General features: G+C 67.7%; 24 protein-coding genes. 13 read left to right on the forward strand and 11 right to left on the reverse strand.

Translation table 11 applies throughout. The annotated features are described in order from the left end of the window. Positions 1-20 precede the first annotated feature (20 nt). A complete protein-coding gene (gene phnC, locus CY652_RS00465; RefSeq protein ID WP_102128717.1) occupies positions 21-863 on the reverse strand; it encodes a phosphonate ABC transporter ATP-binding protein in 843 nt (280 codons plus the stop codon). A 254-nt stretch (positions 864-1,117) separates the two neighbouring features. Between phnC and CY652_RS00470 the strand changes: the two genes are divergently transcribed. From CY652_RS00470 to CY652_RS00480, 3 genes are all read left to right on the forward strand, one after another. After that, positions 1,118-2,173 carry a M14 family zinc carboxypeptidase gene (locus tag CY652_RS00470; protein ID WP_102128718.1) on the forward strand — a complete coding sequence of 352 codons (1,056 nt, stop codon included), beginning with the start codon at positions 1,118-1,120 and terminating at the stop codon, positions 2,171-2,173. Next, positions 2,170-2,943 carry an alpha/beta fold hydrolase gene (locus CY652_RS00475; protein ID WP_102128719.1) on the forward strand — a complete coding sequence of 258 codons (774 nt, stop codon included), beginning with the start codon at positions 2,170-2,172 and terminating at the stop codon, positions 2,941-2,943. Before CY652_RS00470 ends, CY652_RS00475 begins: the two co-directional genes overlap by 4 nt. Before the next feature lie 202 nt (positions 2,944-3,145). Beyond that, positions 3,146-4,051, forward strand: a complete 906-nt coding sequence (locus CY652_RS00480; protein WP_102128720.1) for a cation diffusion facilitator family transporter — start codon at positions 3,146-3,148, stop codon at positions 4,049-4,051. 41 nt (positions 4,052-4,092) lie between these two features. On the opposite strand, the gene CY652_RS24700 is transcribed toward CY652_RS00480, so the two are convergent. Continuing rightward, on the reverse strand, positions 4,093-4,221 hold the full coding sequence (locus tag CY652_RS24700) for a hypothetical protein (RefSeq protein ID WP_258002125.1): 129 nt from the start codon (positions 4,219-4,221) through the stop codon (positions 4,093-4,095). 549 nt (positions 4,222-4,770) lie between these two features. Here CY652_RS24700 and CY652_RS00485 point away from each other — a divergent pair. Both CY652_RS00485 and CY652_RS00490 read left to right on the forward strand, forming a co-directional pair. Next, entirely contained in the window at positions 4,771-5,967 is a 1,197-nt protein-coding gene (locus tag CY652_RS00485; protein WP_102128721.1) for an acyl-CoA dehydrogenase family protein, read from the forward strand. 46 nt (positions 5,968-6,013) lie between these two features. Next, positions 6,014-7,339: an Nramp family divalent metal transporter gene (locus tag CY652_RS00490; protein ID WP_102128722.1), complete on the forward strand. Its 1,326-nt coding sequence runs from the start codon at positions 6,014-6,016 to the stop codon at positions 7,337-7,339. Positions 7,340-7,460: 121 nt separating this feature from the next. Here the strand turns inward: CY652_RS00490 and flhC are convergent, their stop codons facing one another. Together flhC and flhD are read right to left on the reverse strand one after the other, a co-directional pair. Next, positions 7,461-8,075, reverse strand: a complete 615-nt coding sequence (gene flhC, locus CY652_RS00495) for a flagellar transcriptional regulator FlhC (protein WP_258002126.1) — start codon at positions 8,073-8,075, stop codon at positions 7,461-7,463. Further along, positions 8,072-8,392 carry a flagellar transcriptional regulator FlhD gene (flhD, locus tag CY652_RS00500; RefSeq protein WP_102128724.1) on the reverse strand — a complete coding sequence of 107 codons (321 nt, stop codon included), beginning with the start codon at positions 8,390-8,392 and terminating at the stop codon, positions 8,072-8,074. The genes flhC and flhD overlap by 4 nt, the downstream gene beginning before the upstream one ends. Positions 8,393-9,063: 671 nt before the next feature. On the opposite strand from flhD, the gene CY652_RS24320 reads away from it, so the two are divergent. From CY652_RS24320 to CY652_RS00510, 3 genes are all read left to right on the forward strand, one after another. Then, a complete protein-coding gene (locus CY652_RS24320; RefSeq protein ID WP_180970352.1) occupies positions 9,064-9,225 on the forward strand; it encodes a hypothetical protein in 162 nt (53 codons plus the stop codon). Between the two features lie 359 nt (positions 9,226-9,584). Then, positions 9,585-10,019 (forward strand): DoxX family protein, encoded by a 435-nt coding sequence (locus CY652_RS00505; protein ID WP_102128725.1) that lies wholly within the window; start codon positions 9,585-9,587, stop codon positions 10,017-10,019. Between the two features lie 16 nt (positions 10,020-10,035). Next, positions 10,036-10,305 carry a hypothetical protein gene (locus tag CY652_RS00510; RefSeq protein WP_102128726.1) on the forward strand — a complete coding sequence of 90 codons (270 nt, stop codon included), beginning with the start codon at positions 10,036-10,038 and terminating at the stop codon, positions 10,303-10,305. Positions 10,306-10,363: 58 nt separating this feature from the next. Here CY652_RS00510 and CY652_RS00515 read toward each other — a convergent pair whose 3' ends face one another. From CY652_RS00515 to CY652_RS00525, 3 genes are all read right to left on the reverse strand, one after another. Then, positions 10,364-11,671 carry an MFS transporter gene (locus tag CY652_RS00515; protein ID WP_102128727.1) on the reverse strand — a complete coding sequence of 436 codons (1,308 nt, stop codon included), beginning with the start codon at positions 11,669-11,671 and terminating at the stop codon, positions 10,364-10,366. A gap of 238 nt (positions 11,672-11,909) precedes the next feature. Then, positions 11,910-12,212 (reverse strand): hypothetical protein, encoded by a 303-nt coding sequence (locus CY652_RS00520; protein WP_258002127.1) that lies wholly within the window; start codon positions 12,210-12,212, stop codon positions 11,910-11,912. Between the two features lie 157 nt (positions 12,213-12,369). Beyond that, complete coding sequence (locus CY652_RS00525) at positions 12,370-12,711, reverse strand: hypothetical protein (protein WP_102128997.1); 342 nt, start codon at positions 12,709-12,711, stop codon at positions 12,370-12,372. 270 nt (positions 12,712-12,981) lie between these two features. Here CY652_RS00525 and CY652_RS00530 point away from each other — a divergent pair, with 270 nt between their 5' ends. Further along, the gene (locus CY652_RS00530; RefSeq protein ID WP_146009991.1) at positions 12,982-16,173 is read left to right on the forward strand and encodes a transglycosylase domain-containing protein; all 3,192 of its coding nucleotides are present in this window, start codon (positions 12,982-12,984) and stop codon (positions 16,171-16,173) included. A 115-nt stretch (positions 16,174-16,288) separates the two neighbouring features. Here CY652_RS00530 and CY652_RS00540 read toward each other — a convergent pair whose 3' ends face one another. From CY652_RS00540 to CY652_RS00555, 4 genes are all read right to left on the reverse strand, one after another. Next, positions 16,289-16,804, reverse strand: coding sequence for a YMGG-like glycine zipper-containing protein (locus tag CY652_RS00540; RefSeq protein WP_102128998.1), 516 nt, complete (start codon positions 16,802-16,804; stop codon positions 16,289-16,291). Positions 16,805-16,827: 23 nt separating this feature from the next. Then, positions 16,828-17,181 carry a hypothetical protein gene (locus CY652_RS00545; RefSeq protein ID WP_102128729.1) on the reverse strand — a complete coding sequence of 118 codons (354 nt, stop codon included), beginning with the start codon at positions 17,179-17,181 and terminating at the stop codon, positions 16,828-16,830. A gap of 315 nt (positions 17,182-17,496) precedes the next feature. Further along, the gene (locus CY652_RS00550) at positions 17,497-18,534 is read right to left on the reverse strand and encodes a DUF2891 domain-containing protein (protein WP_102128730.1); all 1,038 of its coding nucleotides are present in this window, start codon (positions 18,532-18,534) and stop codon (positions 17,497-17,499) included. A gap of 45 nt (positions 18,535-18,579) precedes the next feature. Beyond that, positions 18,580-19,323: a TetR/AcrR family transcriptional regulator gene (locus tag CY652_RS00555; protein WP_102128731.1), complete on the reverse strand. Its 744-nt coding sequence runs from the start codon at positions 19,321-19,323 to the stop codon at positions 18,580-18,582. A gap of 193 nt (positions 19,324-19,516) precedes the next feature. Between CY652_RS00555 and CY652_RS00560 the strand changes: the two genes are divergently transcribed. From CY652_RS00560 to CY652_RS00575, 4 genes are all read left to right on the forward strand, one after another. Further along, complete coding sequence (locus CY652_RS00560) at positions 19,517-20,707, forward strand: isovaleryl-CoA dehydrogenase (RefSeq protein WP_102128999.1); 1,191 nt, start codon at positions 19,517-19,519, stop codon at positions 20,705-20,707. 41 nt (positions 20,708-20,748) lie between these two features. Further along, positions 20,749-22,356 (forward strand): carboxyl transferase domain-containing protein, encoded by a 1,608-nt coding sequence (locus tag CY652_RS00565; protein WP_102128732.1) that lies wholly within the window; start codon positions 20,749-20,751, stop codon positions 22,354-22,356. Positions 22,357-22,408: 52 nt separating this feature from the next. Beyond that, entirely contained in the window at positions 22,409-23,212 is an 804-nt protein-coding gene (locus CY652_RS00570) for an enoyl-CoA hydratase/isomerase family protein (protein ID WP_102129000.1), read from the forward strand. Positions 23,213-23,282: 70 nt separating this feature from the next. Further along, on the forward strand, positions 23,283-25,292 hold the full coding sequence (locus CY652_RS00575; RefSeq protein ID WP_102128733.1) for an acetyl/propionyl/methylcrotonyl-CoA carboxylase subunit alpha: 2,010 nt from the start codon (positions 23,283-23,285) through the stop codon (positions 25,290-25,292). Positions 25,293-25,417 lie beyond the last annotated feature (125 nt).

Consider the following 25,417-nt stretch of genomic DNA (forward strand, 5'->3'; position numbering starts at 1 on the left):
TGTGGAGTAAAGGACTTCGTTTAATGCACGGGATGCGACACGAGCCCGAAGGTCGGGGAGGACGGTGCAGGTGCCGATTCGGCGTCGCCGGGTTCCAGCAGTTCCTGCGCGGCGGCGCCGTACAACTGCTGCAGGAGTTCGGGGGTGAGGGCCGCGGACGGCCCGTCGTAGACGACGCGGCCCTGGCGCAGCGCGATGGTGCGAGGGCAGTACGTCATGGCGATATCGACCTGGTGCAGCGAGACGAGCACGGTCAACTGGTGTTCGGTGTTCAGCTTGCGCAGCAATTCCATGACGCGACGCGACGATTCGGGATCGAGCGAGGCGATCGGTTCGTCGGCCAGCACGAGGCGCGCCTGTTGCACGAGCGCGCGCGCGATCGCGGCGCGCTGCTGCTGGCCGCCCGAGAGCGTCGAGGCGCGTTCGGCGGCCTGCTCGCCGATGCCGACTTCGACGAGCGCCTGCAGCGCGCGTGCGCGCTCGTTGCGCGGGAACGATCCCGTCATGCGCCGCCATAACGGCAAGCGGGCGAGCGAGCCGATCAGCACGTTGGTTTCGACCGACAGGCGGTTCACGAGATTGAACTGCTGAAAGACGAAGCCCACGTCGCGCCGGATGCGCCGCACTTCGCGCACGATGCGGCCGTTCTGCTGGATCGGGCGGCCGAGAATCGAGATTTTCGACGGCTGGGCGTCGGAGGCCGTGAAGCCGGCGATGTGCCGCAGCAGCGTCGACTTGCCGGAACCCGACGCGCCGATCAGCGCAACCATCTCGCCGGTGCCGATGCGCAGATTGACTTCATCGAGTCCCTTGCGGCCGTTGCCGAAGGTCTTCGACAGGCGTTCGATGTGGATCGCGTCCATTGGGAGTCCATTGCGAAATGCCGGCGACGGCCGGTGAGTGGGCTCATTCTAGGAAGCGACTATGACGGTTCGGTGAATGTGTCTCGACATCTAGACGACTAGATATCTAAACTCTCCGTATGCGAGGCCGCGGCCCGGTTGTGACGGCGCCGTGACATCGGCCACTGTCACGCGAAATGACCGCTGGGGCGGCTATATTGGAAGACGTCTACCGTGCTGTCCCCGATAACCCGTCCGCGCAAGCCGGTGCAGCCATGCAGGCCTTGAGTTTTCTTCCCGACAGCTTTGCGGAGTACGAGGCGCTGAAAATACTGCTCGACGACGGTGGCCGCTGGTTCGATGTGCGCAGTCTCGGCGAGACGTCGGTGCGCGGGCGCACGTTCACGCTCTATGCCGCGGGCGTCGGCTCGCGCGCGCCGGACGCGCCCGCGATCGGGTTTTTCGGCGGCATACACGGGCTCGAGCGCATCGGCTCGCAGCTCGTGCTCGACTACATGCGCGCGTTGCTCGGCCGGCTCGCGTGGGACGAGCTGCTGCTGCGCCAGCTCGAATCGGTGCGGCTCATCTTCATGCCGATCGTCAATCCCGGCGGCATGTGGCAGGCGACGCGCGCCAATCCGCACGGCGTGGACCTGATGCGCAACGCGCCGCAGGACGCCGACGCGCCCGTGCCGTTTCTCGCGGGCGGGCAGCGCGTCGGCTCGTGGCTGCCCTGGTATCGGGGCCGGCGCAACGCGCCGATGGAAATCGAGGCGCAGGCGCTTTTGCGCGTCGTCGACGAGGAATTGGCGCGGCGCCCGCTGAGTTTCGCGCTCGACTGCCATTCCGGCTATGGCTGGCGCGACAGCATCTGGTTTCCGTATGCGCGCACGCGTCAGCTCATGCGTCATCTGCCCGAGATGTATGCGCTCAAGACGATGTTCGAAGGCGCTCATCCGCATCACGGCTATCGGTTCGAGCCGCAAAGCCACCAGTATCTGTTGCACGGCGACCTCTGGGATTGCGCCTACGATCGCGCGCCCGGGCAAAACGTTTTCCTGCCGCTGACGCTCGAGCTCGGTTCGTGGCTGTGGATCAAGAAGAACCCGCGACAGATTTTTTCGCGCCAGGGCATCTTCAATCCCGTGAAGGCGCACCGGACCGCGCGCGTGCTGCGCCGGCACGCGAACCTGTTCGAGTTTCTCGCGCGCGCGGCGTTTTCGGCGGCGCGCTGGCTGCCGCAGGGCGGTCAGCGTCAGCAGTTGATGCAGCGCGCGATCGGCTATTGGTACGGCCGGCCCGGCGGCTGGGGCGTTCGGGAGGCGCCATGAGCACCTGGATTCTGTTGCGCGGCCTGACGCGCGAAACGCGGCACTGGGGGAATTTTCCGGCGCTGCTCGCGCAGTCGGTCGGTCAAGGCTCGCCGGTGTTGCCCGTCGATTTGCCCGGCAACGGCGTTTATGCGCCGCTGCGCTCGCCCGCCGACGTGGCCGCGCTGGTCGGCTTCGTGCGCCTTGCCGTGCGGCGGTGCGGTGCGCACGGCCCGTATCGGCTGCTGGCGATGTCGCTAGGCGGCATGGTCGCCGCCGGGTGGGCGCTGCGTTATCCGGACGAGGTCGAGTGCCTCGCGCTCGTGAACACGAGCATGCGGCCGTACGGCGGCGTCCACGAAAGACTGCGCGTGCGTGCGTGGCTCGCCGTGGCGCGCATCGCGTCCGGCTGGCAGGCCGCCGAAGCCGTGGAAAGACGCGTGCATGCGCTCACCTGCAACCGGCGCGACACGGTGGCCGCCGATCTTTCCGCCTGGTGCGCCGTGCGCGCGAGCGCGCCCGTCAGCCGAAGCAACGCATGGCGCCAGCTCTGGGCGGCGGCGCGGTTCGCCGCGTCCGGCGTGCCGCGCTGTCCGGTACTGGTGCTGTCTTCGCAGCACGACCGGCTCGTGCATCCGGCCTGCTCGGCGCGTCTCGCCGAGGCATGGCAGGCTACGCACCTCGTCCATCCGTGGGCTGGGCACGATCTGCCCCACGACGATCCTCAATGGATCTGCTCCGTGTTGCAGGCATGGTCGCTGGCGCGGATGCCGGTGAAGGCATCCGCCTGAGCGGGCAGGCGAGGCGTCGGGCGGAGGGCAACCATCCGCCGTTCACCGAAGCATTTGGCCGATAATAGGGCACATTGATTTCGCCCTGGCCGATCACGATGACCCCATGCTTTTTTCCGGCGCCGCCGGGACTGCGCTTCCCCGCGCAACCGTTCTTGCGCGCCGCCGCGTCGATGCCGCGGTCGGCCCGTGCCGAGGTCGCATGAGCGCGGAATCTCCGAAAGCGATTCTGTATGCGCTCGCCGCGAACGTCGGCATCGCGCTTTGCAAGTTCGCCGCTGCCGCGTTTACGGGCTCGGGCTCGATGTTCGCCGAAGCGATCCATTCGACCGCCGATTGCGGCAACCAGTTGCTGCTGCTGTTCGGCCTGCGCGAGGCAAACCGCCCGGTCAGCGTGCTGCACCCGATGGGGACGGGACGCGAGATCAATTTCTATTCGCTGCTCGTCGCGCTCATGCTGTTTTTCGCGGGCGGCGCGTTCTCCGTGTACGAGGGCGTGCACCGGCTGATCGCGCGCGAGCCGCTCCAGCACGTCTACGTGGCGCTGGGCGTGCTCGGCGTGTCGGTGGTGCTCGAAACGCTGTCGCTCATGGGCGCGCTGCGCGTGATCCGCAGCGAGCATCCGGGCAAATCGCTATGGCGCTGGTTTCGCGAAACGCGCGAATCGGATCTGCTCGTCGTCGCGGGCGAGGACATCGCCGCGCTCGCGGGTCTGGCGATCGCCTTCGTCGCGGTGCTGCTGACGGTGACGACCGGCTACTCCTTTTTCGACGCCTGCGGTTCGATCGGAATCGGCATCCTGCTGATGGTGATCGCGGGCCTCGTGGCGCGCGAGGTGAAGTCGATGATCGCCGGCGAATCGGCGAGCCCCGAAGTGCGGCGGGACATCGAGGCGTTTCTGCGCGCGCGCGCCGAGATTCGCGGCGTCATCAATCTCATCACGCTGCAGTGGGGCAAGGACGTGATGGTGGCCGTGCAGGCCGAGATGATCGACTATCCGCAGAGCCGCGCGCTCGTCGACGCGATCAACCGCATCGAGGCCGACCTGCAGGCCGCGTTTCCGCAGGTCCGCTGGGTGTTCTTCGAGCCGGACTTCATCGAGCGCTGACGCAGCGCCGTTCGCGCCGTGCCGGCGCGGACGGTCGGTACTTACGCCTGCGATACGCCGCGAAACGGCGTCCAGACCGGCGTCGAGCTGTCCCAGTTGTCGAGTTCCGAGGGGATGGCGGGGGTCATGTCGTGCTCCTTGCAATAGATCCTGACAAGTGATGCTGGCAATGGACAGTCGTGACTGTAGACGCCGCCGCGACGCCGATAAATCGCCGACCCGCGAAAAGAATTGTCGAATTTCCGGAACAATCCGGAACGGCGCGCCGGGCCATATCAGCAAGGGCGATTTGCTTTGCGCAATCCGTTCGTAGACCGCATTCGCCGGTGTTTCTATCATCGGCTGCGCCCCACACGGAGCGGGCGAGCGCGTCATGTCTTCTTCATCCGGGCATGAGCCTGGCGCATCGACGGCGCCGCCGGTCTGCCGGGCGCGGATATCGTCGTCATGCTCTGCTATGCGCCGCGTTCGCGGCGGACTCTTTCCGGGATTTTTCCGGGTCTGCCGGTGTCGATGATCGCCGGCGGCAGCCCGCGGCCGGTCGTTGCGATGTGCTGTGCTCGCCGGTAGAAATCCCGCGCGCGCCTGCAGACCGGCACGCTGCGTTCGTTGTATCTTGCCGGGATTCGCCGTATATCGATCGTGTGTGGTGCCGACCGGCGCGCGGCCTCGGGCCTGCGCGCGGCGTTACCGGAATTTGAACCAATCGGGAGTCGGGTATGAACGATCCTCGCGGACCTGCCGAGGCACGCGCGCAGGACGGGCAGGAACTGGGAGCGCGCCTCGCCGGACTGGTCGCGGCGTTGCGCGAAAGCGCCGCCAGGCGCGACCGCGCGGGCGGCCACGCGGCGCACGAAAAGAAGCTGATCGCCGACGCCGGACTGCTCACGCTTTCCGTGCCGCGCGAATACGGCGGCGCGGGCGCGAACTGGTCGGAGCTGTTCGGCGTCGTTCGCGCGCTGGCCCGCGCGGACGGCGCGCTCGGGCATTTGCTCGGCTTTCAGTATTTGCAGATCGCAAGCGTCGATCTGTGGGGCGACGCGGCGCAGCGCGCGCGTTATCTGCGCGGCACGGTCGATGGCGGCTGGTGGTGGGGCAATGCCGTCAATCCGCTCGATACGCGTCTCGTCGCGCATGCGACGCCCGACGGCGGGCTGCGTCTCGACGGGCGCAAGGGCTTTTGCTCCGGCACGTTCGGCTCGCAGATGATGACGATCAGTGCCCACGACGAGGCCAGCGGCGAGCCGGTGTTCGCCGTGGTGCCGACCGCGCGCGCGGGCATTACCGTGCACGACGACTGGGACCCGATCGGCCAGCGGCAGACCGACAGCGGCACCGTCTCGTTCGACGGCGTGACGGTACGCCCGGACGAGGTGCTGCATCGGCCCGAGCATCCGCGCACGACGCTGCGCACGCTCGTCGCGCAGCTCGTGCTCGTCAACCTGTTCGTCGGCCTCGCCGAGGGCGCGCTCGAAGAGGCGCGCGCGTGGGTGGTCGAGCATGGGCGGCCCTGGGTGAACTCGGGCATCGAGCGCGCGACGGACGATCCCTACATGCTGCAGCGCTTCGGCGAAATGCGGGTGAAGGCGCTCAGCGCGTCGGCGCTGGCCGGTCGCGCCGTATCGATGCTCGAGAACGCATGGGGCGAGGGCGAGCGCCTTTCGGCATCGGCGCGCGCCGAAGTCGCGCTGGCGGTGTCGGAGGCGAAGATCGTGGCGCATCGCGCCGCGCTCGATCTCGGTGAGCAGTTGTTCGATGCCTGCGGCGCGCGGGCGACGGCCGCCGCGCTGGCGCTGGACCGCTTCTGGCGCAATGCCCGGGTCCATACACTGCACGATTCGCTCGACTATCGCGTGCGCGCCGTGGGCCGTTATGCGCTGACCGGGGACCTGCCGGAGCCGACGCTGTACACTTGAGGGGCCAGATTGCGGCCGCCGCCGCGTCACTCTCGAGGATCATCCGTTGGAGTTCAGATTACCGACCACGGCCACGGCGCCGTTTTGCCCCTCGGAAGTGCAGGGCAGCGTCGAGGTCTCGACGCACGCGCCGCTCTGGAAGCGGATCCTGCAGTTCGCGGGTCCCGGACTGCTCATCTCCATCGGCTACATGGACCCGGGCAACTGGGCCACCGACATCGAGGCCGGCTCGCGCTACGGCTACAGCCTGCTGTTCGTCGTGGTGCTCTCGAGCCTCGCGGCCATCGTGCTGCAATGCCTGAGCATGAGGCTCGGCCTCGTCACCGGCCAGGACCTGGCCCAGTTATCGCGCACCCGTTACGTGCGCCCCGTCGCGATCGTCCAGTGGCTGCTCGCCGAAGTGTCGATCATCGCGTGCGATCTCGCGGAAGTGCTCGGCGGTGCGCTCGCGTTCCATCTGCTGCTGCACTGCTCGCTGCTCGTCGGCGTGGTGCTGACCGCCTTCGACACGCTCATCGTCCTCGGCCTGAAGGGCAAGAAATTCCGCACGCTCGAAGCGATCATGCTGGGGCTGATCGCGACCGTCGGGGTCGGCTATCTCGTCGAGCTGGTCCTCGTGAAGCCGCACTGGCCCGCGGTCTTCCTCGGCGCCATCCCGTCGTGGCAGGCCATTTCGTCGAGCGAGCCGCTTTATCTCGCGATCGGCATTCTCGGTGCGACCGTGATGCCCCACAACCTCTATCTGCACTCGTCGATCGTGCAGACCCGTGCGGTAAAGCGCGATCCCGCGAGCATCGGCATGGCCATCCGCATGTCGCGCATCGACACGATCGCCTCGCTCGTCGTCGCGCTGCTCATCAACGCGGCGATCCTGATTCTCGCCGGCGCGGCGTTTCACGCGACGGGGCACAACCAGGTCACGGAGATCGAGGATGCCTACCGGCTGCTCGCGCCGATCGTCGGCACGGGCGCGGCGGCCGTGCTGTTCGCCGTCGCGCTGTTCGCCTCGGGCCAGAGCTCGACTTTCACGGGCACGGTGGCGGGCCAGGTCATCATGGAAGGCTTCCTGCAGATGAAGATTCCGTGCTGGCAGCGCCGGCTCATCACGCGCACGCTCGCGCTGATCCCGGCCCTGACGGGCGTGGCGCTGCTTGGCAACGGCGCGGTGGGCACGATGCTCGTCGCGAGCCAGGTCGTGCTGAGCCTGCAACTGCCGTTCGCGCTCTGGCCGCTGATCCGCATGACCAACGATCGCGCACTGATGGGCGCGTTCGCCAACCGGTTCCCGACGCGGCTGCTCGCCTGGCTGCTTTTCGTCGTGATCACGGTCGCGAACCTGTGGCTGGCCTGGCAGACGTTTACCGGAAACTGAGCGGAAACTGAGAAATCGGTCGGCCATACGGCACAACGCCGCGGACCGGATGGTCCCGGTCCGCGGCGTCGAATGGAAGTCCCGAGGGGAAGAAGGTTCCGAAAAGGCTCGCCCGAAAAGATCAGGCGGCTTCGGCGATCCCGTCCGCGGCCGGATCGGCCGCGCGGTTGACGTCGGCGTCGCGCCGCGCGGCGGCGGCCTTCTTCGTCTTGCCGGCTCGCGAGGGCGGCTGGCAGGCGCCGCACACGACGTTGTGCTGCAGGTCGTGGCGATGGGCGACGAACTTGCCGCCGCAACGGCAGCAGGGCGTGAGCTGGAGGATGTCGGCCTCGAAGAAACGCACGAGCGTCCAGGCGCGCGTCAGGTCAAGGACGGGTTCGGTGCCGGCGTGGCGGCAGTGCTCGAGATAGAGCCGGAATCCCTTCGTCAGCGCGTCGAGATGCGAGCAGCGCGCCTCGTTCTTCAGGAACAGATAAGTGTTGTAAAACAGCGACGCGTGGATGTTCGCGAGCCACGTCATGTACCAGTCCGCCGAGAACGGCAGCATGCCCTTGGGCGGCGATACGCCCTTGATCTCGCGGTACAGGCGGATCATCCGGTCGCGCGAGAGGGTCAGCTCGCTTTCGAGCACCTGCATGCGCGCGCCCAGCTCGATCAACGCGATGGCGCGGAATACTTCCTGGGCGTCTTCGGTCAGGCTGCGCTTCGTCGACATGACGGCCGATTCCCTTGTCATGCGAACTGCTCGGCAGGTTGACCCGCGAGCAGGATGGCCGCATGGGTCGAGCCCACGTCGGTGTGCCGCGTGGTCTGCGTGAGCGCCGACAGCATGGTGTGGTCGTTGAAGCGGAACAGGCACAGAAGCTGGTCGGACGACGCCAGCTTGACGATCTGCGCGAGCGACAGCCCGGCCAGCAGATCGGCCAGTTCGGCCGACAGGCCTAGCCGGAACATGCCAACGGCCTTGTCCTCACGCAGCATGCGCTGCGCGAGCATGATGTACGACAGATTGATTTCGCGGATTGACTCCAGCGTCTCGCTGCTACGGTCCATTTCCCAGTTTCCCGAAGCCCCGAATTAACCGCCGGCATTAGTTGCCGTTATGACTTTGTCATGTATCGGGTGTTTTTGCCGTTGCTGACCAGACCCCGATCATTTGATACAAGGTGTTACAACTCGTAACACCTTGAGGCAAATTGTATGAGGACTTATCCCGGAAAGCAATCCCTTTTCAAAAACAGGTCAATAAAAAAACTTCCGAATTTCGGTAACTTTTTCATCTAATTGTCTTGAACGTCAAGATTGCGTCGACGCTCGCCGTCCAGGCCGACGGCGAGGGCGCCGAGCCCGTGCCGTATGGCGTTGAGGCGAATCCTGCCCGGTCCGCTTCCCGGTCGGTTTGCCGACGCACAGAGTGTATACAATTAGTTTGTTGAATAAATATTTCAAAAAAAACAGGTTGGCTAAGTAAGAAGTTCCGCCTGCCTTATTCGCTCTTTAGCCGATAAACTTGTTACAACTTGTCAGATGTTCTTCCTGCTCCGTGCGGCAGGGGTCGGAACGGCGCGGGCTCCGCCGGGCCCGCGCGCGAAGACGCGCGCTCAGGGCGGGGCGGCGGGCCTGGCGGCGTCGACCACGGTGCGGCCGAAGCGGCACTGGTAGCGCGCATGCCATCGCCTAAAATATCGAGATGACGAAGGCGAATACATGGCGAGGAGCGTGCCATGAGCGAGATGGTGGTGGCCTATTTGCTGGGACCAGCCGTGATGCTGGTGATCAGCGCCGCGATCTGGGGCGTGTCGAGACATAGCCGCGGCAGGATCGAGGCGCGGCTGACCCGATGGCTCGACGAGCATCGCGGGCACTGGATGCATCATCGGCATTGAGTGCGTCCCGGGTCGGTCTTCTTTCTGCAAGATCCGCGTGATCGGCGAGGTCCGGTGCCTGCCGCCGGCGCGTTTCCCTTTTTCTTTTCAGGTGGATCGTTCGCTATCCGGCGCAATGTGCCCAGCCGTGACGCGGCTCTCGAATGTGCCTGGCGGTTCGCTCGCGACTCCATCTTCAACTGATGGTTGGGCGCTTCATTGTCGTTGACGGTTAGCCGGTTCTTTTCGTCGTCCGCGGCGAGCGGTCATGCAAGCGCATGGCGCCGACCGCGGATCGCGTTTCACATTCCACTCCGGGGCGCGCGGGAACTGCCCGTGTGCGCGGCGGTCATCTCCTTATTGCCCACCGGAGTGCCCTGATGACGCGTCCCTTCGATTCCCTGATCATTTTCGTTGCCCGCGTGGCGCTCGCCATCCTGTTTCTCTGGGGCGCGGCAATGAAACTGCTGGGATACGCGGGGTTCGTCGGCTGGCTGCAGACGAGGGGCGTGACGTTCTCACAGATCGCCGCGCCGGCCGTGGTCGCGGTCGAGTTGCTGGGCGGTTTCGCGCTCGTGCTCGGCGTGCGAACCCGTTTCGTCGCATTCGTGCTGGCGGTGTACAGCGTCGTGGCTGCCGTGTTCGGCCACGACTTCTGGAACATCGCCGCTACCGCGCTGCAACAGGATGCGATCGTCCATTTCTGGAAGAATGTGGCGATTGCCGGCGGTTTCCTGCTGCTGGCCGTAACGGGCGCAGGACGCGTATCGGTGGACGGCCTGCGCGCGCCGCGCGGCGGCCTGCTGCGCGGATGAACTCGAGGAGCGGACCTTGATACAGACCTTCGATTGCAACGTGGGCGGTAAAACCGAGCGGCTCTGCGCGAGCCTTGCCGAAGACGGCTCGCGCCGCATCCTGATCAGCTATGCCGATTCGGCGAAGACGCTCGTGATCCTCGACGCGTCGGGGTTGATCGGCATGCTGAAGGTGGAGCTCGAGGACCCGGACCGGCTGATTGCGCATGCCATCCGCAAGGCCCAGGACGCCGGTCTGATCGACAAGGCCGTCAGCACCGGGTCGATTCAGGAAACGAGCTTGTAGGCTTCGTTCGATCCGGGAGGTCGGCGGGTGGACGAGGCCCACCCGGCCGTCCGGCCTTTCAGCGTTGTGTCCGCCGCCCGGCGGGCGAATCCTTGACGAAGCACGCGGTGACGACGCCGAGCGCGCAGACCGCGCCGACGTAGAGCACGGGCGCGACCGGCTCGGACTTCATCATCAGCGCGACGACGATCGGCGTCAGGCCGCCGAACATCGCGTAGGCGACGTTGTACGAGAACGAGATGCCCGAGAAGCGCACGGCCGCCGGAAACGCGTTCACCATCACGACCGGCACGGCGCCGACCACGCCGACGAAGAGGCCCGTCACCGCGTAGAGCGGTATCAGCAGCGAGGGCGCGACGGCCAGTTGCCGGAACATCAGCGCATACGACGCGGCCAGCACGATGCCGCCGAGCACCAGCACGCGCCGCGCGCCGAAGCGGCCGGCCAGCGAGCCGGCGCAGACGCAGCCGATGCTCAGGCACAGCGTGGCGACGCAGTTCGCGAGCTGCGTCGTCGCGGCGTCGAGGCGAAACTGCTTTTGCAGCAGCGACGGTGTCATCAGAATCACGACGACGATGGCGGCCGACAGCATCCACGTGAGCAGCATCGAGACGACGACCGCGCGGCCGTGATCGCGCAGCACGGCCTTGAGCGGGATTTCGTCAGCGAGCGACCGGCGTTGCCGGAGCTCCGCGAAGACCGGCGTTTCGTGAAGCCAGCGGCGCAGATAGACGGAAACCATGCCGAACAGGCCGCCGAGCAGGAACGGGATGCGCCAGGCATAGGCGACGACTTCGGCGGGGCCGAACTGCCGATGGATTGCCGTCGCGATTAGCGAGCCGAGCAGGATGCCGGCGGTGAGCCCCGCCGTGAGCGTGCCGCAGGCATAGCCGACATGGCGTTGCGGCACATGCTCCGAGACGAACACCCAGGCGCCGGGCACTTCGCCGCCCACGGCTGCGCCCTGCAGCACGCGCAGCGCGAGCAGCAGCACGGGCGCGAGGCTGCCGATTGCCGCGTAGGTCGGCAGCAGGCCCATCGCGAGCGTGGGCAGCGCCATCAGGAGCACGCTCAGCGTGAACATGCGCTTTCTGCCGAGCAGGTCGCCGAAGTGCGCCATCACGATGCCGCCGAGCGGACGCGCCAGATAGCCCGCCGCGAAAATGCCGAACGTCTGCAACTGCCGCAGCCAGTCGGGAATCGACGCGGGAAAGAATAGCTGCCCGATGGCCGGCGCGAAGAACACGAAAATGACGAAGTCGTAGAACTCGAGCGCGCCGCCGAGCGCGGCCAGCGCCAGGGTCTTGTAGTCGCGAGGGGCGAGCGCACGCGCTGCCGCGGCGCCGTTCAGGTCGGTTGCCTGCATGCCGGAAAAGTCGGGATGAAATGGATCGTTACACGCGGGACGCGTGGGGCGTGGCGGTCGTCGGGGCGGGCGCGGGATGGGGCGCCGGAGCGGGAACGCGTTCGTCCGGATAGGAGAACGAGCCGACGACGAAATTCAGCGGGTCATTCTACAGGATCGGCCGGGGCGGCCAGCGAGGCGGGGAGGGGAAGACCGACGCGCGCGGCGCGTCGGCGAAGGGCATTGGCAGGAATGAAAATCAGGCGAGGCCAAGCCCTTGCAGGACCGCGTTGCCTTCGGGCGTCAGGCGAATCTGCGGCGTCCCGACGTCCTGGGCGACCGTTTCGACGAGCCCCGCTTCCTGGAGCATGGGGATCTCCGGTTTCGCGTGCGCGTCGATCGGCGCGTGCAGCAACAGCAGCAAGGTTGCCAGTTCGTGATGGCCGAGCAATCGGCGCAATATCGTCCGTTTCGCGGGGCGGACGGGGGCGGGCGCCGGACTCGCATTCCGGGCGGCCGCGAGCGGGCGTTCTGCAATCGTCGTCGGGTCCTGCTTGGGCATGGGCACCTCCTGCTGCTTTCTGGTTCGACGATGGTGCGGAGGAAGACTTAAACGATTCTTAAGACTCGCCCCGATTGTGTTACAGCAAGCCACAACGCGTAACCGGATTTAAACGCAGCGCCTGCCGGCGGCCCGCTTCATTAGTTTCGTTATTTCGTCAGGGTGCGCAGGTTTCGCTCGAGCTTCCGATCCAACTGGCCGAAGACGGATGGCCGGCCGCGAAAACGCGGTAGCTGGTCGTGCCGCTGCCGGCCGCGCGCAGCAGGATGACGGTCGAGTCGCTGAACTGGAGCATCGTCGCGCCCTGCGTTGCCGCCGACGTGCTGAAGCTCGTGTCGTGCTTCGATGCCTCGACCGTCAGGCAGGCGATTACGTCGTTGACCGAGCGGGAAGTGGTTTTGTCGATGACGAGCCTGCTCGCGTCGGGGTTTTTCTGAAACCAGGCACATGCGCCGAGCGCAAGCGGGATGAACAGCAGGGGCACGGCAAGTTTCTTCATCTCTTTCCTGAATGCTCCGAAAAAAGGCACGCGCCCGACAGGCCGCGCGTTCTCCAGGGAGAAGCCGGTCATTATATCGGCGATATATCGGCGGCACGGGCCGAAGCCGCGTTTTGCGGCGGCCCGTTCGCCTCGCATGCTCGTGGTGTTGTAGCCATGCGACTGCCGCTTCGGGCGCGTCGCGACGTTCACACAAGTTCGAACGCAGCGAGCTAGACTATTCGCGAAAGGCGTAGTTCCGCGATTTGCCGCAGGTCGGGAGAATTCCCCATGAATCGCCCGTCGGTCCGCTTTCCGCTTCGCGTCGCCGGTCCCAGCTCACCCTGGCGGTGGGTCGGGTGGGGATTCGTCGTGGCCTTTTTGCTGGCCGCCGTGCTCGCGGCGCGCATCGTCCAGGTCGAAATCGAAACGTCGCGCCTGCAGGCGCATTACCTCTCCGCATTGACGCGCGATGTCGGCTTCGCCGTCGCGCCGGGTCCGAGCGACCGCATTCGTTTTCCTTCCAGTCGCGGTCCCTACGACGTTCGCCTCGGTTATGCCGGGCTGCCTTCGTTCGAGGCGCGGCTGCGCGCGCACGGTTTCGTCGTCGCCGGCCAGGCGCGCGATTCGGCGCGCCTGCTGGCGCTTGCCGACGACGGCCTCTTTTTGCCCTACGCCGAGAAGGACCAGGCCGGCCTCATGCTGCGCGACGCGGGCGGCACGGTACTGTTCGACGCGCGATACCCGCGGCGCGTCTACGAGCGCTTCGACGCCGTGCCGCCGCTCGTGCGCGATTCGCTGCTCTTCATCGAAGACCGCTATCTTCTTGATGCCGATCAACCCGACCGCAACCCGGCGATCGACTGGGGGCGCTTCGGCCGCGCGCTCGCCGACCAGGGCGTGCGGCTCGTCGACCGGCATCAGTCCGCGCCGGGCGGCAGCACGCTCGCGACGCAGATCGAGAAGTTCCGCCACTCGCCGGGCGGCCGCACGGCGACGCCGCCGGAGAAGCTCCGGCAGATCGCGTCCGCGTCGGTGCGCGCCTACCTGAACGGCCCGCAGACGCTGCCCGCGCGTCAGCAGATCCTCGTGCATTACCTGAACTCGGTGCCGCTCGCGGCGCGGCCCGGCATCGGCGAGGTGAGCGGCATCGGCGACGGCCTTGCCGCGTGGTACGGACGAGATTTCGACGACGTGAACCGCATCCTGCGCGAGCCGGTGTCGGCCGCGACGCTCGACGAGCAGGCGCTCGCGTTTCGCCAGGTGCTTTCGCTGCTCGTCGCGCAGCGCGCGCCGTCGTGGTTCCTTCAGCGCGACGAGGGCGATCTGGCGAAGCTGACCGACAGCTATCTGCGTCTGCTCGCGAGCGGCGGCGTCATTTCGCCCGAGTTGCGCGACGCCGCGCTGGCCACGCATTTGCAGCCCGTCGCCGCGGCTCCGGCCGACGAACCGGCTTCCTACGTCAGCCGCAAGGCCGTCACTTCGGTGCGCACGCAACTGATGGGCGCGCTCGGCGTGCCGACGCTCTACGATCTCGACCGGCTCGACCTGACGGCCAGCTCGACGCTCGACAACGGCGTGCAGCAGGCCGTGAGTGACCGGCTGGCCGAGGCGATGACGAAGGACGGCGCGCGCGCGGCGGGGCTCGTCGGGCAGGAGATGCTGCGCCCGCAGGACGATCCGTCGAAGATCGCCTACAGCTTCACGCTGTTCGAGCGGCGCGGCGGCGAAAACCTCGTGCGCGTGCAGACCGACAGCGTGAACGAGCCGTTCGACATCAATCAGGGCGCGCGCCTCAATCTCGGTTCGACCGCGAAGCTGCGCACGCTGATCACCTATCTGCAGATCGTGAGCGACCTGCACGACCGCTATGCGCCGCTCGACGCCGCGCAGCGGGCGGCCGTCGAGCCGGACCCGTCCGACGCGCTGACGATCTGGGCGCTCGACTACCTCGCGCACGCGCCGGACCGCTCGTTGCGCCCGATGCTCGAAGCCGCGGTCGAGCGCAAGTATTCGGCCAATCCCGGCGAGGTCTTCTACACGGGCGGCGGCGCGCAGACTTTTACCAACTTCGAGTCGAGCGACAACGCGCAGATCATGACCGTGAGCACGGCGTTCCAGCACTCGGTGAATCTCGTGTTCGTGCGGCTGATGCGCGACATCGTCCACTACGAGATGATCCAGACCTCGGGGCCGCCCCCGGAATGGCTCGACGACCCGGCCGCGCGTCGCCGCTATCTCGTGCGCTTCGCCGACGGCGAAAGCCGCGTGTACATGAAGCGCTTCTATCTCCGCTATCGGGGCAGGAGCCCCGACGAGGCCCTCGCGCTGCTGCTGCAACACGTGTACCGCACGCCGCCGAGAATCGCGACGGTGCTGCGCAGCGTCGCGCCCGACGGCTCGCCGGCGTGGTTTGACGCGCAGATGCGCGCGGCGCTCAAGGGGACGCAGTTCCAGTGGATCGACGACGCGACGCTCGCGGACCTCTATGCGAAATACAGCGTCGAGCGCTTCAACCTGAACGATCGCGGCTACATCGCGCGCGTCCATCCACTCGAACTGTGGCTCGTCAACTATCTGCGCGCGCATCCCACCGCGACGCTCGACGAGGTGCAGCAGGCGAGCCGCGACGTGCGGCTCTACACGTACTCGTGGCTCTTCAAGACGCGCTATCGCGTCACGCAGAACCGGCGTATCCGTCACATGATCGAGTTGCGCGCCTACGCGGCGATCGGCAAGTCGTGGCGCGCTCTCGGCTATCCGTTCGCGTCGCTCACGCCGTCGTACGGCGCGGCGATCGGCGCCTCGGGCGATCGGCCTGCCGCGCTCGCGCAACTGATCGGCCTCGTGGCGAACGACGGCGAGCAAGTGCCGACCCACAGCATCGAGTCGCTCGAATTCGCGCGCGGCACGCCTTACGAGACGTGTTTCGTCCACGGCGACGTGGTGCCGCGGCAGTTGGTGTCGCCCGACATCGCGGCCGTGGCGCGCGAATTGATGACCGACGTCGTGCAGGGCGGGACCGCGGGCCGTCTCGCCGGCGGCATGACGTTCCCCGATGGCCGCACGTTGCAGGTCTACGGCAAGACCGGCACCGGCGACCAGCGCTTCAACGTCTATGCGCCCGGCGCGCGTCTGATCGAGTCGCGCAAGGTGAATCGCAGCGCGACGTTCGTCTTCGTGATCGGCAATCGCTTCTACGGGACGCTGACCGCCTGGGCGCACGAGCCGTATGCGGCGCGCTACGTGTTCACGAGCGCGATGACGGTGCAGTTGCTCAAGTCGCTTGCGCCCGAGTTGCAGCCGCTGCTGGACGAGCGTCCTTCGGACGATGCGGGGCCGGCGGCGGGCAATGAGGCGGGCGTTCGGGCGGACGGCCGGCGCGCGGGGGACGATGGTGCGGTTGTCGGCAGCCTGCGGCGGACGGGCTGGCAACCCGGCTCCGGCGGCGGAGCGGTTCCGGACTACGGCGCGCTGAAATGACGAATGCCTGGCTGGGGCGCAGGGCGCCCCAGCCAGGCATCGAGACCGGAACCGCGGAGCAATGCGCGCACAGGCTACGCGTTCTGCGCGCGCGGGCCGGGTACGGGAACGCGGTTCAATAAGCGCCCGGCGGCGGGGGCGGCGGCATCGAGCCCGGGGGCGGAGGCGGCATGTAGCGCTGTTGCGGCGGCGGCGCGGAACTCATGCCGCCGGCGACCGGGATGCGGTTGCCCTTCGCATACATACACTGCATGTAGGCATAGTCGTAGCGACGTTGCACGTCGTAGGCGGAACCCTGCGCCGAGTTGGCGCCGAACAGGCTGCCGGCGAGCAGGCCGGCGCCGGCGCCGACCGCCGCACCGTTGCCGCCGCCGAACGCCGCACCGGCCGCGGCGCCGAGCGCCGTGCCGACCACGGCGCTGCCCACCGCGCTGTTGGTGGCGGCCTGGTTCGTCGACACGCCGCCTACCTGCTGGAATGCGAACTGGCGGCACGTGGCGTCGTCGACCCGGAACTGGTCGAAGGTTTTGCCGGAGCCCGGCAGGGCCATCACGCTCGGTCCGGTGGGAACGACCGCGCAGGCGCCCAGAACGCCGAGAGAGGCGAGCAGTGCGAGATGCGTATATTTCATGTGCATCGATTCCATCAAAAAATTTAGTTGGCCGGGGCGGGCTGCGCCGGAACGGGACGCCAGCCCGACGCGCATTGCTTCACGTACGGGTAGTAGGTCTTCGACGCGTCGCAGTAGTACCAGCTCGACGAGTCGTCGCCCTGGTCGGGGTCGGCCTGCTGGCCGTCAACCTGGCCCTGCTCGACGTAGGTCGGCGGCTGCGTCGGGACCGGAACCGGGACGGCCACGACGGGCGGAGGCCCGTAATAATACGGCACCGGCGCGACGGGGTAGTAGGGCCCGCCGATGAACACGCCGACCCGCGCCGCCTCGGCCGCGCCGCTCGCACACACGACGGCGACGGCCGCGGCGCACACGAATAGAGTTGACCTTCTCACAACGATCTCCAGATTGGGATTACCGGACTCACTTGACCCGCGAGTGACTTCCTGAAAGCTACGGCATTGCATAAAGCATTGCAATTACGCATTCTGGCAGCGTTTTTTCCAGTTGTTACAGCAGGATGTCGGTTCGACCCGCTGTGCGACGCCGCATTCGGGCAGATTGGCCCGGACTGCCCGGAATATGGGGCCGGGCAGTCCGGAATCGATTCGTACCCGGGGCGGCGACGACGACGAAATGTACCTGTAAGTAATATTCGGGACACTGGAAAGGCGCAAATCCATCGATGCGGGGTGCCAGACGGCCTCGCCTCATGCCTCGAGCGCCAGCGTCGCGAACGTGGCGAGCCAGTGCTCGCCCATGTAGTCGCCGGCCACGTGGGGCAGCGCGTTTTCGAGGTGCGTCCCGGCCGCCGCGCGCAGCAGGGCGGCCCGCGCATCGCCGGCCGGCAGCGCCCGGGCGAGCGTGCGCTGACACCATGCGCGGCTCAGGTTGAGCCCGTCGAGATGGGCGATCTTGCCGTCGCTGCGGTCCGTTACGGCGGCGGGGACGAACAGCGTGGCGGGTTCGCGCGCGGCGAGCCCGGGCAGAAAGGCCGTGAACCATGCGTCGAATTCCGGACCCGGCAATACGCGGCTCATCAGCACGGCTTCCATCAGCGCGGGCGAGAGGAATTCGTCGCCCGAAGGCTCCCACGCCTGACAGCCCGCATCGCGCAGATACCAGCGCCGCGCCGTCTCGTCGATCAGGGCCGCGAGCGCCTCGCGCCCGGTTTGCCGCGCGAAGTCGAGCGCGAGCGTCAGCGCGAACGCGGTGTTGAAGTGCGTGCCGACGCGCAGCGGATAGGTCGCCTTCGGCAGGAACGACTCGAAGCGCTCGACGAAGGCGTCGGTCAGCGGTTCGAGCGCATGCGACCAGCGCGCCGCCGGGTTGTCCGCCGCATCGCCCGCTGCGGCGCCCGCCATGCCGTGCAACTGCGCGGCGAGCGCGAGCAGCCACGCCCAGCCGTAGGGCCGCTCGAACCCGCGGTTGTGCGGCAGGTCGAGATAGGCGCGCTCGCCGGCCATCTTCGCGGCGGTGAAATGCGCGTCGATCGTCGCGACGATCGCGCCGGCCTCGGGCAGGTCCGGATAGCGTTGCAGCAGATGCGCGACCAGCCAGTAGCCGTGCACGCACGAGTGCCAGTCGTAGCTGCCGTAGAACACCGGATGCAGCGCGCGCGGCCCGAGCACGTCCTGCGGGCCGGCGAGCGAATGCGTGAGCTTGTTCGGATATTCGCGCGTCAGATGGGCAAGGGCTATCGCCGCGAAACGGGAGGCGGTCGAGGCGGTGAGCCCGGTCGTCGTCATGGTGGTCAGGGAAGCGCGGAGCGGGCTCGCCAGCGTACCGCAGAATCAGCTCGCCGGGTTCCGTGAGCGCGTGCGGCCGCGGTGCTTCTCGAGCCGCCGCATCGCCTCGCCGACTTCCTCGCCGAATCGCGCGAGCGCGGCCGCGTCGAGGTCCGGCGGCTGGAGCGCGGACCAGAGCACGTCGACGAGCCGCTGGGCGGTCGCCTCGATGTCGACGCGGCGGTTCGCGAGCGTCGCGTCCCAGAGCACGTGTTCCATCGGACCGAACACCAGCGAACGCAGCAGCCGCAGCGGCATGTCGCGGCGAATCTGCCCGTCTTCCTGGCCGCGCGCGAGCACGCGCATGAGCGGCGCCGTGTAGCGGCGCTGCATTTCGGTCAGCGCTTCGCCGAGGTCGTGGTGGCGCGTGCGCCCTTCCGAGAGGACGAGGGCGCACAGGCCCGAGCCGTTCTCGAGCATCAGCCGCAGATGCGCGCGGACGATGAACGCGAACTGCTGGCGCACGGTGCCGTCGACGGGCAGGCCCGCCTCGATGGCGCCGATGATTTCGTCGTACCAGTCGCCGATGACCCGCACGCAGAGCTCGCGCTTGCCGCGAAAGTAGCTGAACACCGTGGCTTCCGAGACGCCGAGGCGCTGCGCGATCCCGGCCGTCGTCGCGCGCTCGTACCCCTTCTCCGAGAACACCTCGCGTCCGGCCCGGAGGATGTCCTGCACGCGTTGCTGCGACTTGCGGCCCGCCGGCTGGCGGCGCGACGCGGATTCCGGGGTTTTCGACGCGACAGACATTTGAGTGGAAGTCAATTAATGGCGGATGTCGCGGATTATCGGATTTAAAATCCGGATAAACAAGAGAAAGGTTCGCATATAAATTGTGAGTGTTGCTCAAAATACCTATTGACGCCCGCACCGACGCGGAGTGAAATGGGCACCGGCATGCGGGCATCCATCGAATGTCCGCGCCGGTATGGAGGAGACGACGATGAGCACCGTGCCCGGATTGGCGTTCCCGCTCGGCGAGGAAATCGCGATGCTGCGCGACAGCGTGGCGGGTTTTGCCGCGAGGGAGATCGCGCCGCGCGCCGGCGCGATCGACCGCACCGACCAGTTCCCGATGGACCTTTGGCGCAAGTTCGGCGAGCTGGGCGTGCTCGGCATGACCGTGGCCGGGGAGTACGGCGGCGCGAACATGGGCTACACCGCGCACATGGTCGCGATGGAGGAGATTTCGCGCGCGTCGGCCTCGGTCGGGCTTTCCTACGGCGCGCATTCGAACCTCTGCGTGAACCAGATCCATCGCAACGGCACCGAGGCGCAGAAGCGCCGCTATCTGCCGAAGCTCGTCTCCGGCGAGCACGTGGGCGCGCTGGCGATGAGCGAGCCCGACGCCGGCTCGGACGTCGTCGGCATGAAGCTGCGCGCGGACCGGAAAGGCAGCCGCTACGTGCTGAACGGCACGAAGATGTGGATCACCAACGGCCCCGATTGCGACACGCTGGTCGTCTACGCGAAAACCGATCTCGCGGCCGGGCCGCGCGGCATCACGGCGTTCATCGTCGAGAAGGGGATGAAGGGCTTCTCGGTGGCGCAGAAGCTCGACAAGCTCGGCATGCGCGGCTCGCACACGGGCGAGCTCGTGTTTCGGGACGTCGAGGTGCCGGAGGAGAACGTCCTCGGCCAGTTGAACGGCGGCGTGAAGGTGTTGATGAGCGGCCTCGACTACGAACGCGCCGTGCTCGCGGGCGGTCCGGCCGGCATCATGGCCGCCGTGATGGACGCGGTCGTGCCGTACATTCACGAGCGCAAGCAGTTCGGTCAGGCGATCGGCGAATTCCAGCTCATCCAGGGCAAGGTGGCCGACCTCTACACGACGTTCCAGGCGTGCCGCGCGTATCTGTACGCCGTCGGCCAGCAACTCGATGCCCTCGACACGCCCGGCAGCGAGCACGTGCGCCCGCTTCGCAAGGACTGCGCCGGCGTGATTCTCTACACGGCCGAGAAGGCGACCTGGATGGCCGGTGAGGCGATCCAGATTCTGGGCGGCAACGGCTACGTCAACGACTATCCGGTCGGTCGCCTGTGGCGCGACGCGAAGCTCTACGAGATCGGCGCGGGCACGAGCGAGATTCGCCGCATGCTGATCGGCCGCGAGCTTTTCGCCGAGACGGCCTGACGGCCGCGCCCGTCCGGTTTCGCTACGCAGGGAAGCGCGCCATGCCGATCATCGAAACGAAGCTCGACCCGCGTTCGGACGCGTTCCGGGCCAATGCCGCCGCGCTCGAGGCGCTGGTCGCAGATTTGCGCGAGAAGGTCGCGCAGATCGCGCGGGGCGGCGGCGAGGCCGCGCGTGCGAAGCACGTCGCGCGCGGCAAGCTGCTGCCCCGCGAGCGGGTCGAGCAACTGCTCGACCCAGGCACACCGTTTCTCGAACTGTCCCAGTTCGCCGCCTACGGCATGTACGACGGCGCCGCGCCGGGCGCGGGGCTCATCACCGGCATCGGCCGCATCGCCGGACAGGAATGCGTGATCGTCTGCAACGACGCGACCGTGAAGGGTGGCACCTATTACCCGATGACGGTGAAGAAGCACCTGCGCGCGCAGGAGATCGCCGCGCAGAACCGCCTGCCCTGCGTGTATCTCGTCGATTCGGGCGGCGCGAACCTGCCGAACCAGGACGAGGTGTTTCCGGATCGCGACCACTTCGGCCGAATCTTCTACAACCAGGCGAATCTGTCGGCCGACGGCATCGCGCAGATCGCGGTCGTGATGGGCTCGTGCACGGCGGGCGGAGCCTACGTGCCGGCGATGAGCGACGAGTCGGTCATCGTCGGAAACCAGGGGACGATTTTTCTCGGCGGGCCGCCGCTCGTGAAGGCGGCGACCGGCGAAGAGGTGAGTGCCGAGGACCTCGGCGGCGGCGACGTGCACACGCGGCTTTCGGGCGTGGCCGATCATCTCGCGCACGACGATGCGCATGCGCTCGCGATCGCGCGCGGCATCGTCGGCCGGCTGAACCGCACGCGCGAGGCGCGCGTCGCGCTGCGCGAGCCGCTGCCGCCGCGCTACGACGCGAAGAGCCTCTACGGCGTGATTCCCGTCGATACGAAAAAGCCCTTCGACGTGCGCGAGGTGATCGCGCGCCTCGTCGACGATTCGGCATTCGACGAATTCAAGGCGCGCTACGGCGCCACGCTCGTCACGGGCTTCGCCCATCTCTGGGGATATCCGGTCGGCATCGTCGCGAACAATGGCATCCTGTTCTCCGAGTCGGCGGTGAAGGGTGCCCACTTCATCGAGCTGTGCTGCCAGCGCGGCATTCCGCTCGTGTTCCTGCAGAACATCACCGGGTTCATGGTCGGCCGAAAATACGAGAACGAGGGCATCGCGCGCCACGGCGCGAAGATGGTGATGGCCGTCGCCACCGCGAAGGTGCCGAAGTTCACGGTCATCATCGGCGGCTCGTTCGGCGCCGGCAACTACGGCATGGGCGGACGCGCGTACTCGCCGCGCTTCCTCTGGATGTGGCCGAACGCGCGCATCTCCGTGATGGGCGGCGAGCAGGCCGCCTCGGTGCTCGCGACGGTGCGCCGCGACGGCATCGAGGCGAAGGGCGGCACATGGTCCGCCGACGAGGAAGCCGCGTTCAAACAGCCGGTTCTCGACCAGTACGAGCGCGAGGGGCACCCGTACTACGCGAGCGCGCGGCTCTGGGACGACGGCGTGATCGACCCGGCCCGGACGCGCGACGTGCTGGGCCTTGGGCTGGCCGCGGCGATGAACGCGCCCATCGAGCCGACGCGCTTCGGCGTGTTCCGGATGTGACGCAACGGCCCCAGGGCACCGGATGCCCGGCGCGGCGAAAGGAGACGCAACGATGCAATACGGAACGCTGACGGTCGGGGTAGCGAACGAGGTCGGGACGGTCGTGCTGAATCGGCCCGAGGTGCGCAACGCGTTCGACGAAACGATGATCGCCGAGCTGACGCGCGCGTTCGAGGCGCTCGGCGCGCGCGACGACGTGCGCGCGATTGTGCTTGCGGCGAACGGCAAGGCGTTCTGCGCCGGGGCCGACCTGAACTGGATGAAGAGGATGGCGGGCTATTCCGACGCGGAAAACCGCGCCGACGCGCGGCGGCTCGCGCGGATGCTCGACGCCGTCTATCGCTGCGCGAAGCCGGTCGTGGCGCGCGTCAACGGCGACGCCTACGCGGGCGGGCTCGGGCTCGTCTGCGCGGCCGACGTCGTCGTGGCGGTGGACACGGCGCGCTTTTGCCTGTCCGAAGCGCGGCTCGGCCTGATGCCGGCTACCATCGCGCCGTACGTGATCCGCGCGCTCGGCGAGCAGGCGTCGCGCCGCTACTTCGCGACCGCCGAGACGTTCGACTGCGCGACGGCGCTGCGGCTGGGTCTCGTCGGCGAGGCGGTCGCGGCGGACCGGCTAGACGCGGCCGTGGCGCGGATCGTCGGCGCGTTGCGCGCCAACGGTCCGGACGCGGTGCGCGAATGCCGGGCGCTCGTGCGGGACGTGGCGGGCCGGACCATCGACGAGGCGCTGATCGAGGACACGGCGCTGCGCATCGCCCGCATCCGCGCGAGCGACGAAGGGCGCGAGGGCATCGCCGCGTTCCTCGAAAAGCGCGCGCCGCGCTGGCGTGGCGAAGAGGCGAACTCACGCTAACGCGGGCCTTTGCCGCCGATTGGCGAAAACGCGTCGCGGCGAAAGCCGCCGGCGTATTGCGAGACCACTCATGTTCGACAGGATCCTGATCGCCAACCGCGGCGAAATCGCCTGCCGCGTCGCGGCCACGTGTCGCCGGCTCGGCATCGCGAGCGTGGCCGTCTATTCGGATGCCGATGCGCGGGCAAGACACGTCGCCGTCTGCGACGAAGCCGTGCGCATCGGCGAGGCGAGCGCGCCGCAGAGCTATCTGCGCATCGAGCGGCTGATCGAGGCCGCGCGCGCGAGCGGCGCGCAGGCCGTTCATCCCGGCTACGGCTTTCTTTCCGAGAACGAAGCGTTCGCGCGCGCCTGCGAGGCCGCCGGCCTCGTGTTCGTCGGGCCGCCCGTCGGCGCGATTGCCGCGATGGGTTCGAAGGCGGCGGCCAAGGCGCTGATGGAGATGGCCCCGGTGCCGCTCGTGCCCGGCTATCACGGCGAGGATCGGAACCCGGAACGGTTGCGGCGCGAGGCGGACCGGATCGGCTACCCGGTGCTGCTCAAGGCCAGCGCGGGCGGCGGCGGCAAGGGCATGCGCGTGGTAGAGCGCGGCGCGGATTTCGCGGCGGCGCTCGCGTCGTGCCGCCGCGAGGCCGCGAGCAGTTTCGGCGACGACCGCGTGCTGATCGAGAAGTACCTGACGCGACCCCGGCATGTCGAGGTGCAGGTGTTTGCCGACCGCCACGGCGGCGCGGTGTATCTGTTCGACCGGGACTGCTCGGTGCAGCGCCGTCACCAGAAGGTGCTGGAGGAGGCGCCCGCGCCGGGGCTCGACGCACATGTGCGGCGCGCGATGGGCGAAGCGGCCGTTGCCGCCGCGCGCGCGGTCGGTTACGTCGGCGCTGGCACCGTCGAGTTCATCATGACGGGCGCCGACTTCTACTTCATGGAGATGAACACGCGGTTGCAGGTCGAGCATCCCGTGACCGAGATGGTGACGGGACTCGACCTTGTGGAATGGCAACTGCGCGTGGCGGCCGGCGAGCCGCTGCCGCTCGCGCAATCGCAGCTCGCGTGCCGCGGGCACGCGCTGGAGGCGAGACTCTACGCGGAGCATCCGGCGCGCGGTTTCCTGCCGTCCACGGGGACGCTCAGGTATCTGCGGATGCCGGAGGCCGTCGAGTTCGAGGTGCGTGACAACAGCGTGCGCATCGACAGCGGCGTGCGCGAAGGCGACGAGATCACGCCGTTCTACGATCCGATGATCGCCAAGCTCATCGTGCACGGCGCCACGCGCGACGAGGCGCTCGCCCGCATGCGGCGCGCGCTCGAACGATGCGAGGTGGTCGGCCCGCACACGAACGTCGAGTTTTTGCGGCGCCTCGTGGCGAGCGAGCCGTTTGCGACCGCCGATCTCGATACGGGGCTGATCGAGCGTCATCGCGACACGCTGTTCGCAGCGCGATCGGGGCCACGACGCGAAGCATTGGCGCTGGCCTGTGCCGCACTGCTCGCCCGCGAGCGCGGGCCGGCCGGCGATGTCTCGCCGTGGGCACGCCTTTCGTGCTGGCGGTTGAACGGCGGCTACATGCGTTCGCTCGTATGGCGCGAACTCGACACCGATACCGGTTCGCAGACGACGCGGGAAGTTGTCCTTGCCGACGACGGCCGAACGCGGACACTCGGCTTCGAGGGCCGGTCCGATGCCTGGGCATGGCGGCAGGGCGAGCGGCAGCACGAGTACGAGGTGTCGCTCGGCGATGCGCGCGCGAGCGGCCGCGTATTCGTCGACGGCGAGGTTTTTCACGTGTTTTGCCGCGGTACGTCGATGGCGTTCGGGTGGCGGAATCCGCTGGCTCATTCGACCGATGCTGGGGAGGACGAGGGGCGTCTGACCGCGCCGATGCCGGGCAAGGTGATCGCCGTCCTGGTCGAGGCGGGCGCGGTGGTCGAGAAAGGCGCGCCGCTGCTCGTGATGGAGGCGATGAAAATGGAGCACACCATTGGCGCGCCGACGGCGGGCAGGGTAAAGGACGTGCTCTATGCGGTTGGCGACCAGGTGGCCGACGGTGCGCAGTTGCTGATTCTCGAAGCGCCGTAACGGAGATGGCCGGAAAGGCCGGCCGGCACCTCCTCGTGCGCGGCCGGATTCGGCGGATCGGCGGGATTGAGCGGGATGGCTGCGCCGGGAGACTAGGGCCCGGCGCGCGCGATTCGTCCGCTATC

Source organism: Burkholderia sp. WAC0059 (assembly GCF_002870125.1).
Taxonomy (GTDB): Bacteria; Pseudomonadota; Gammaproteobacteria; order Burkholderiales; family Burkholderiaceae; genus Paraburkholderia.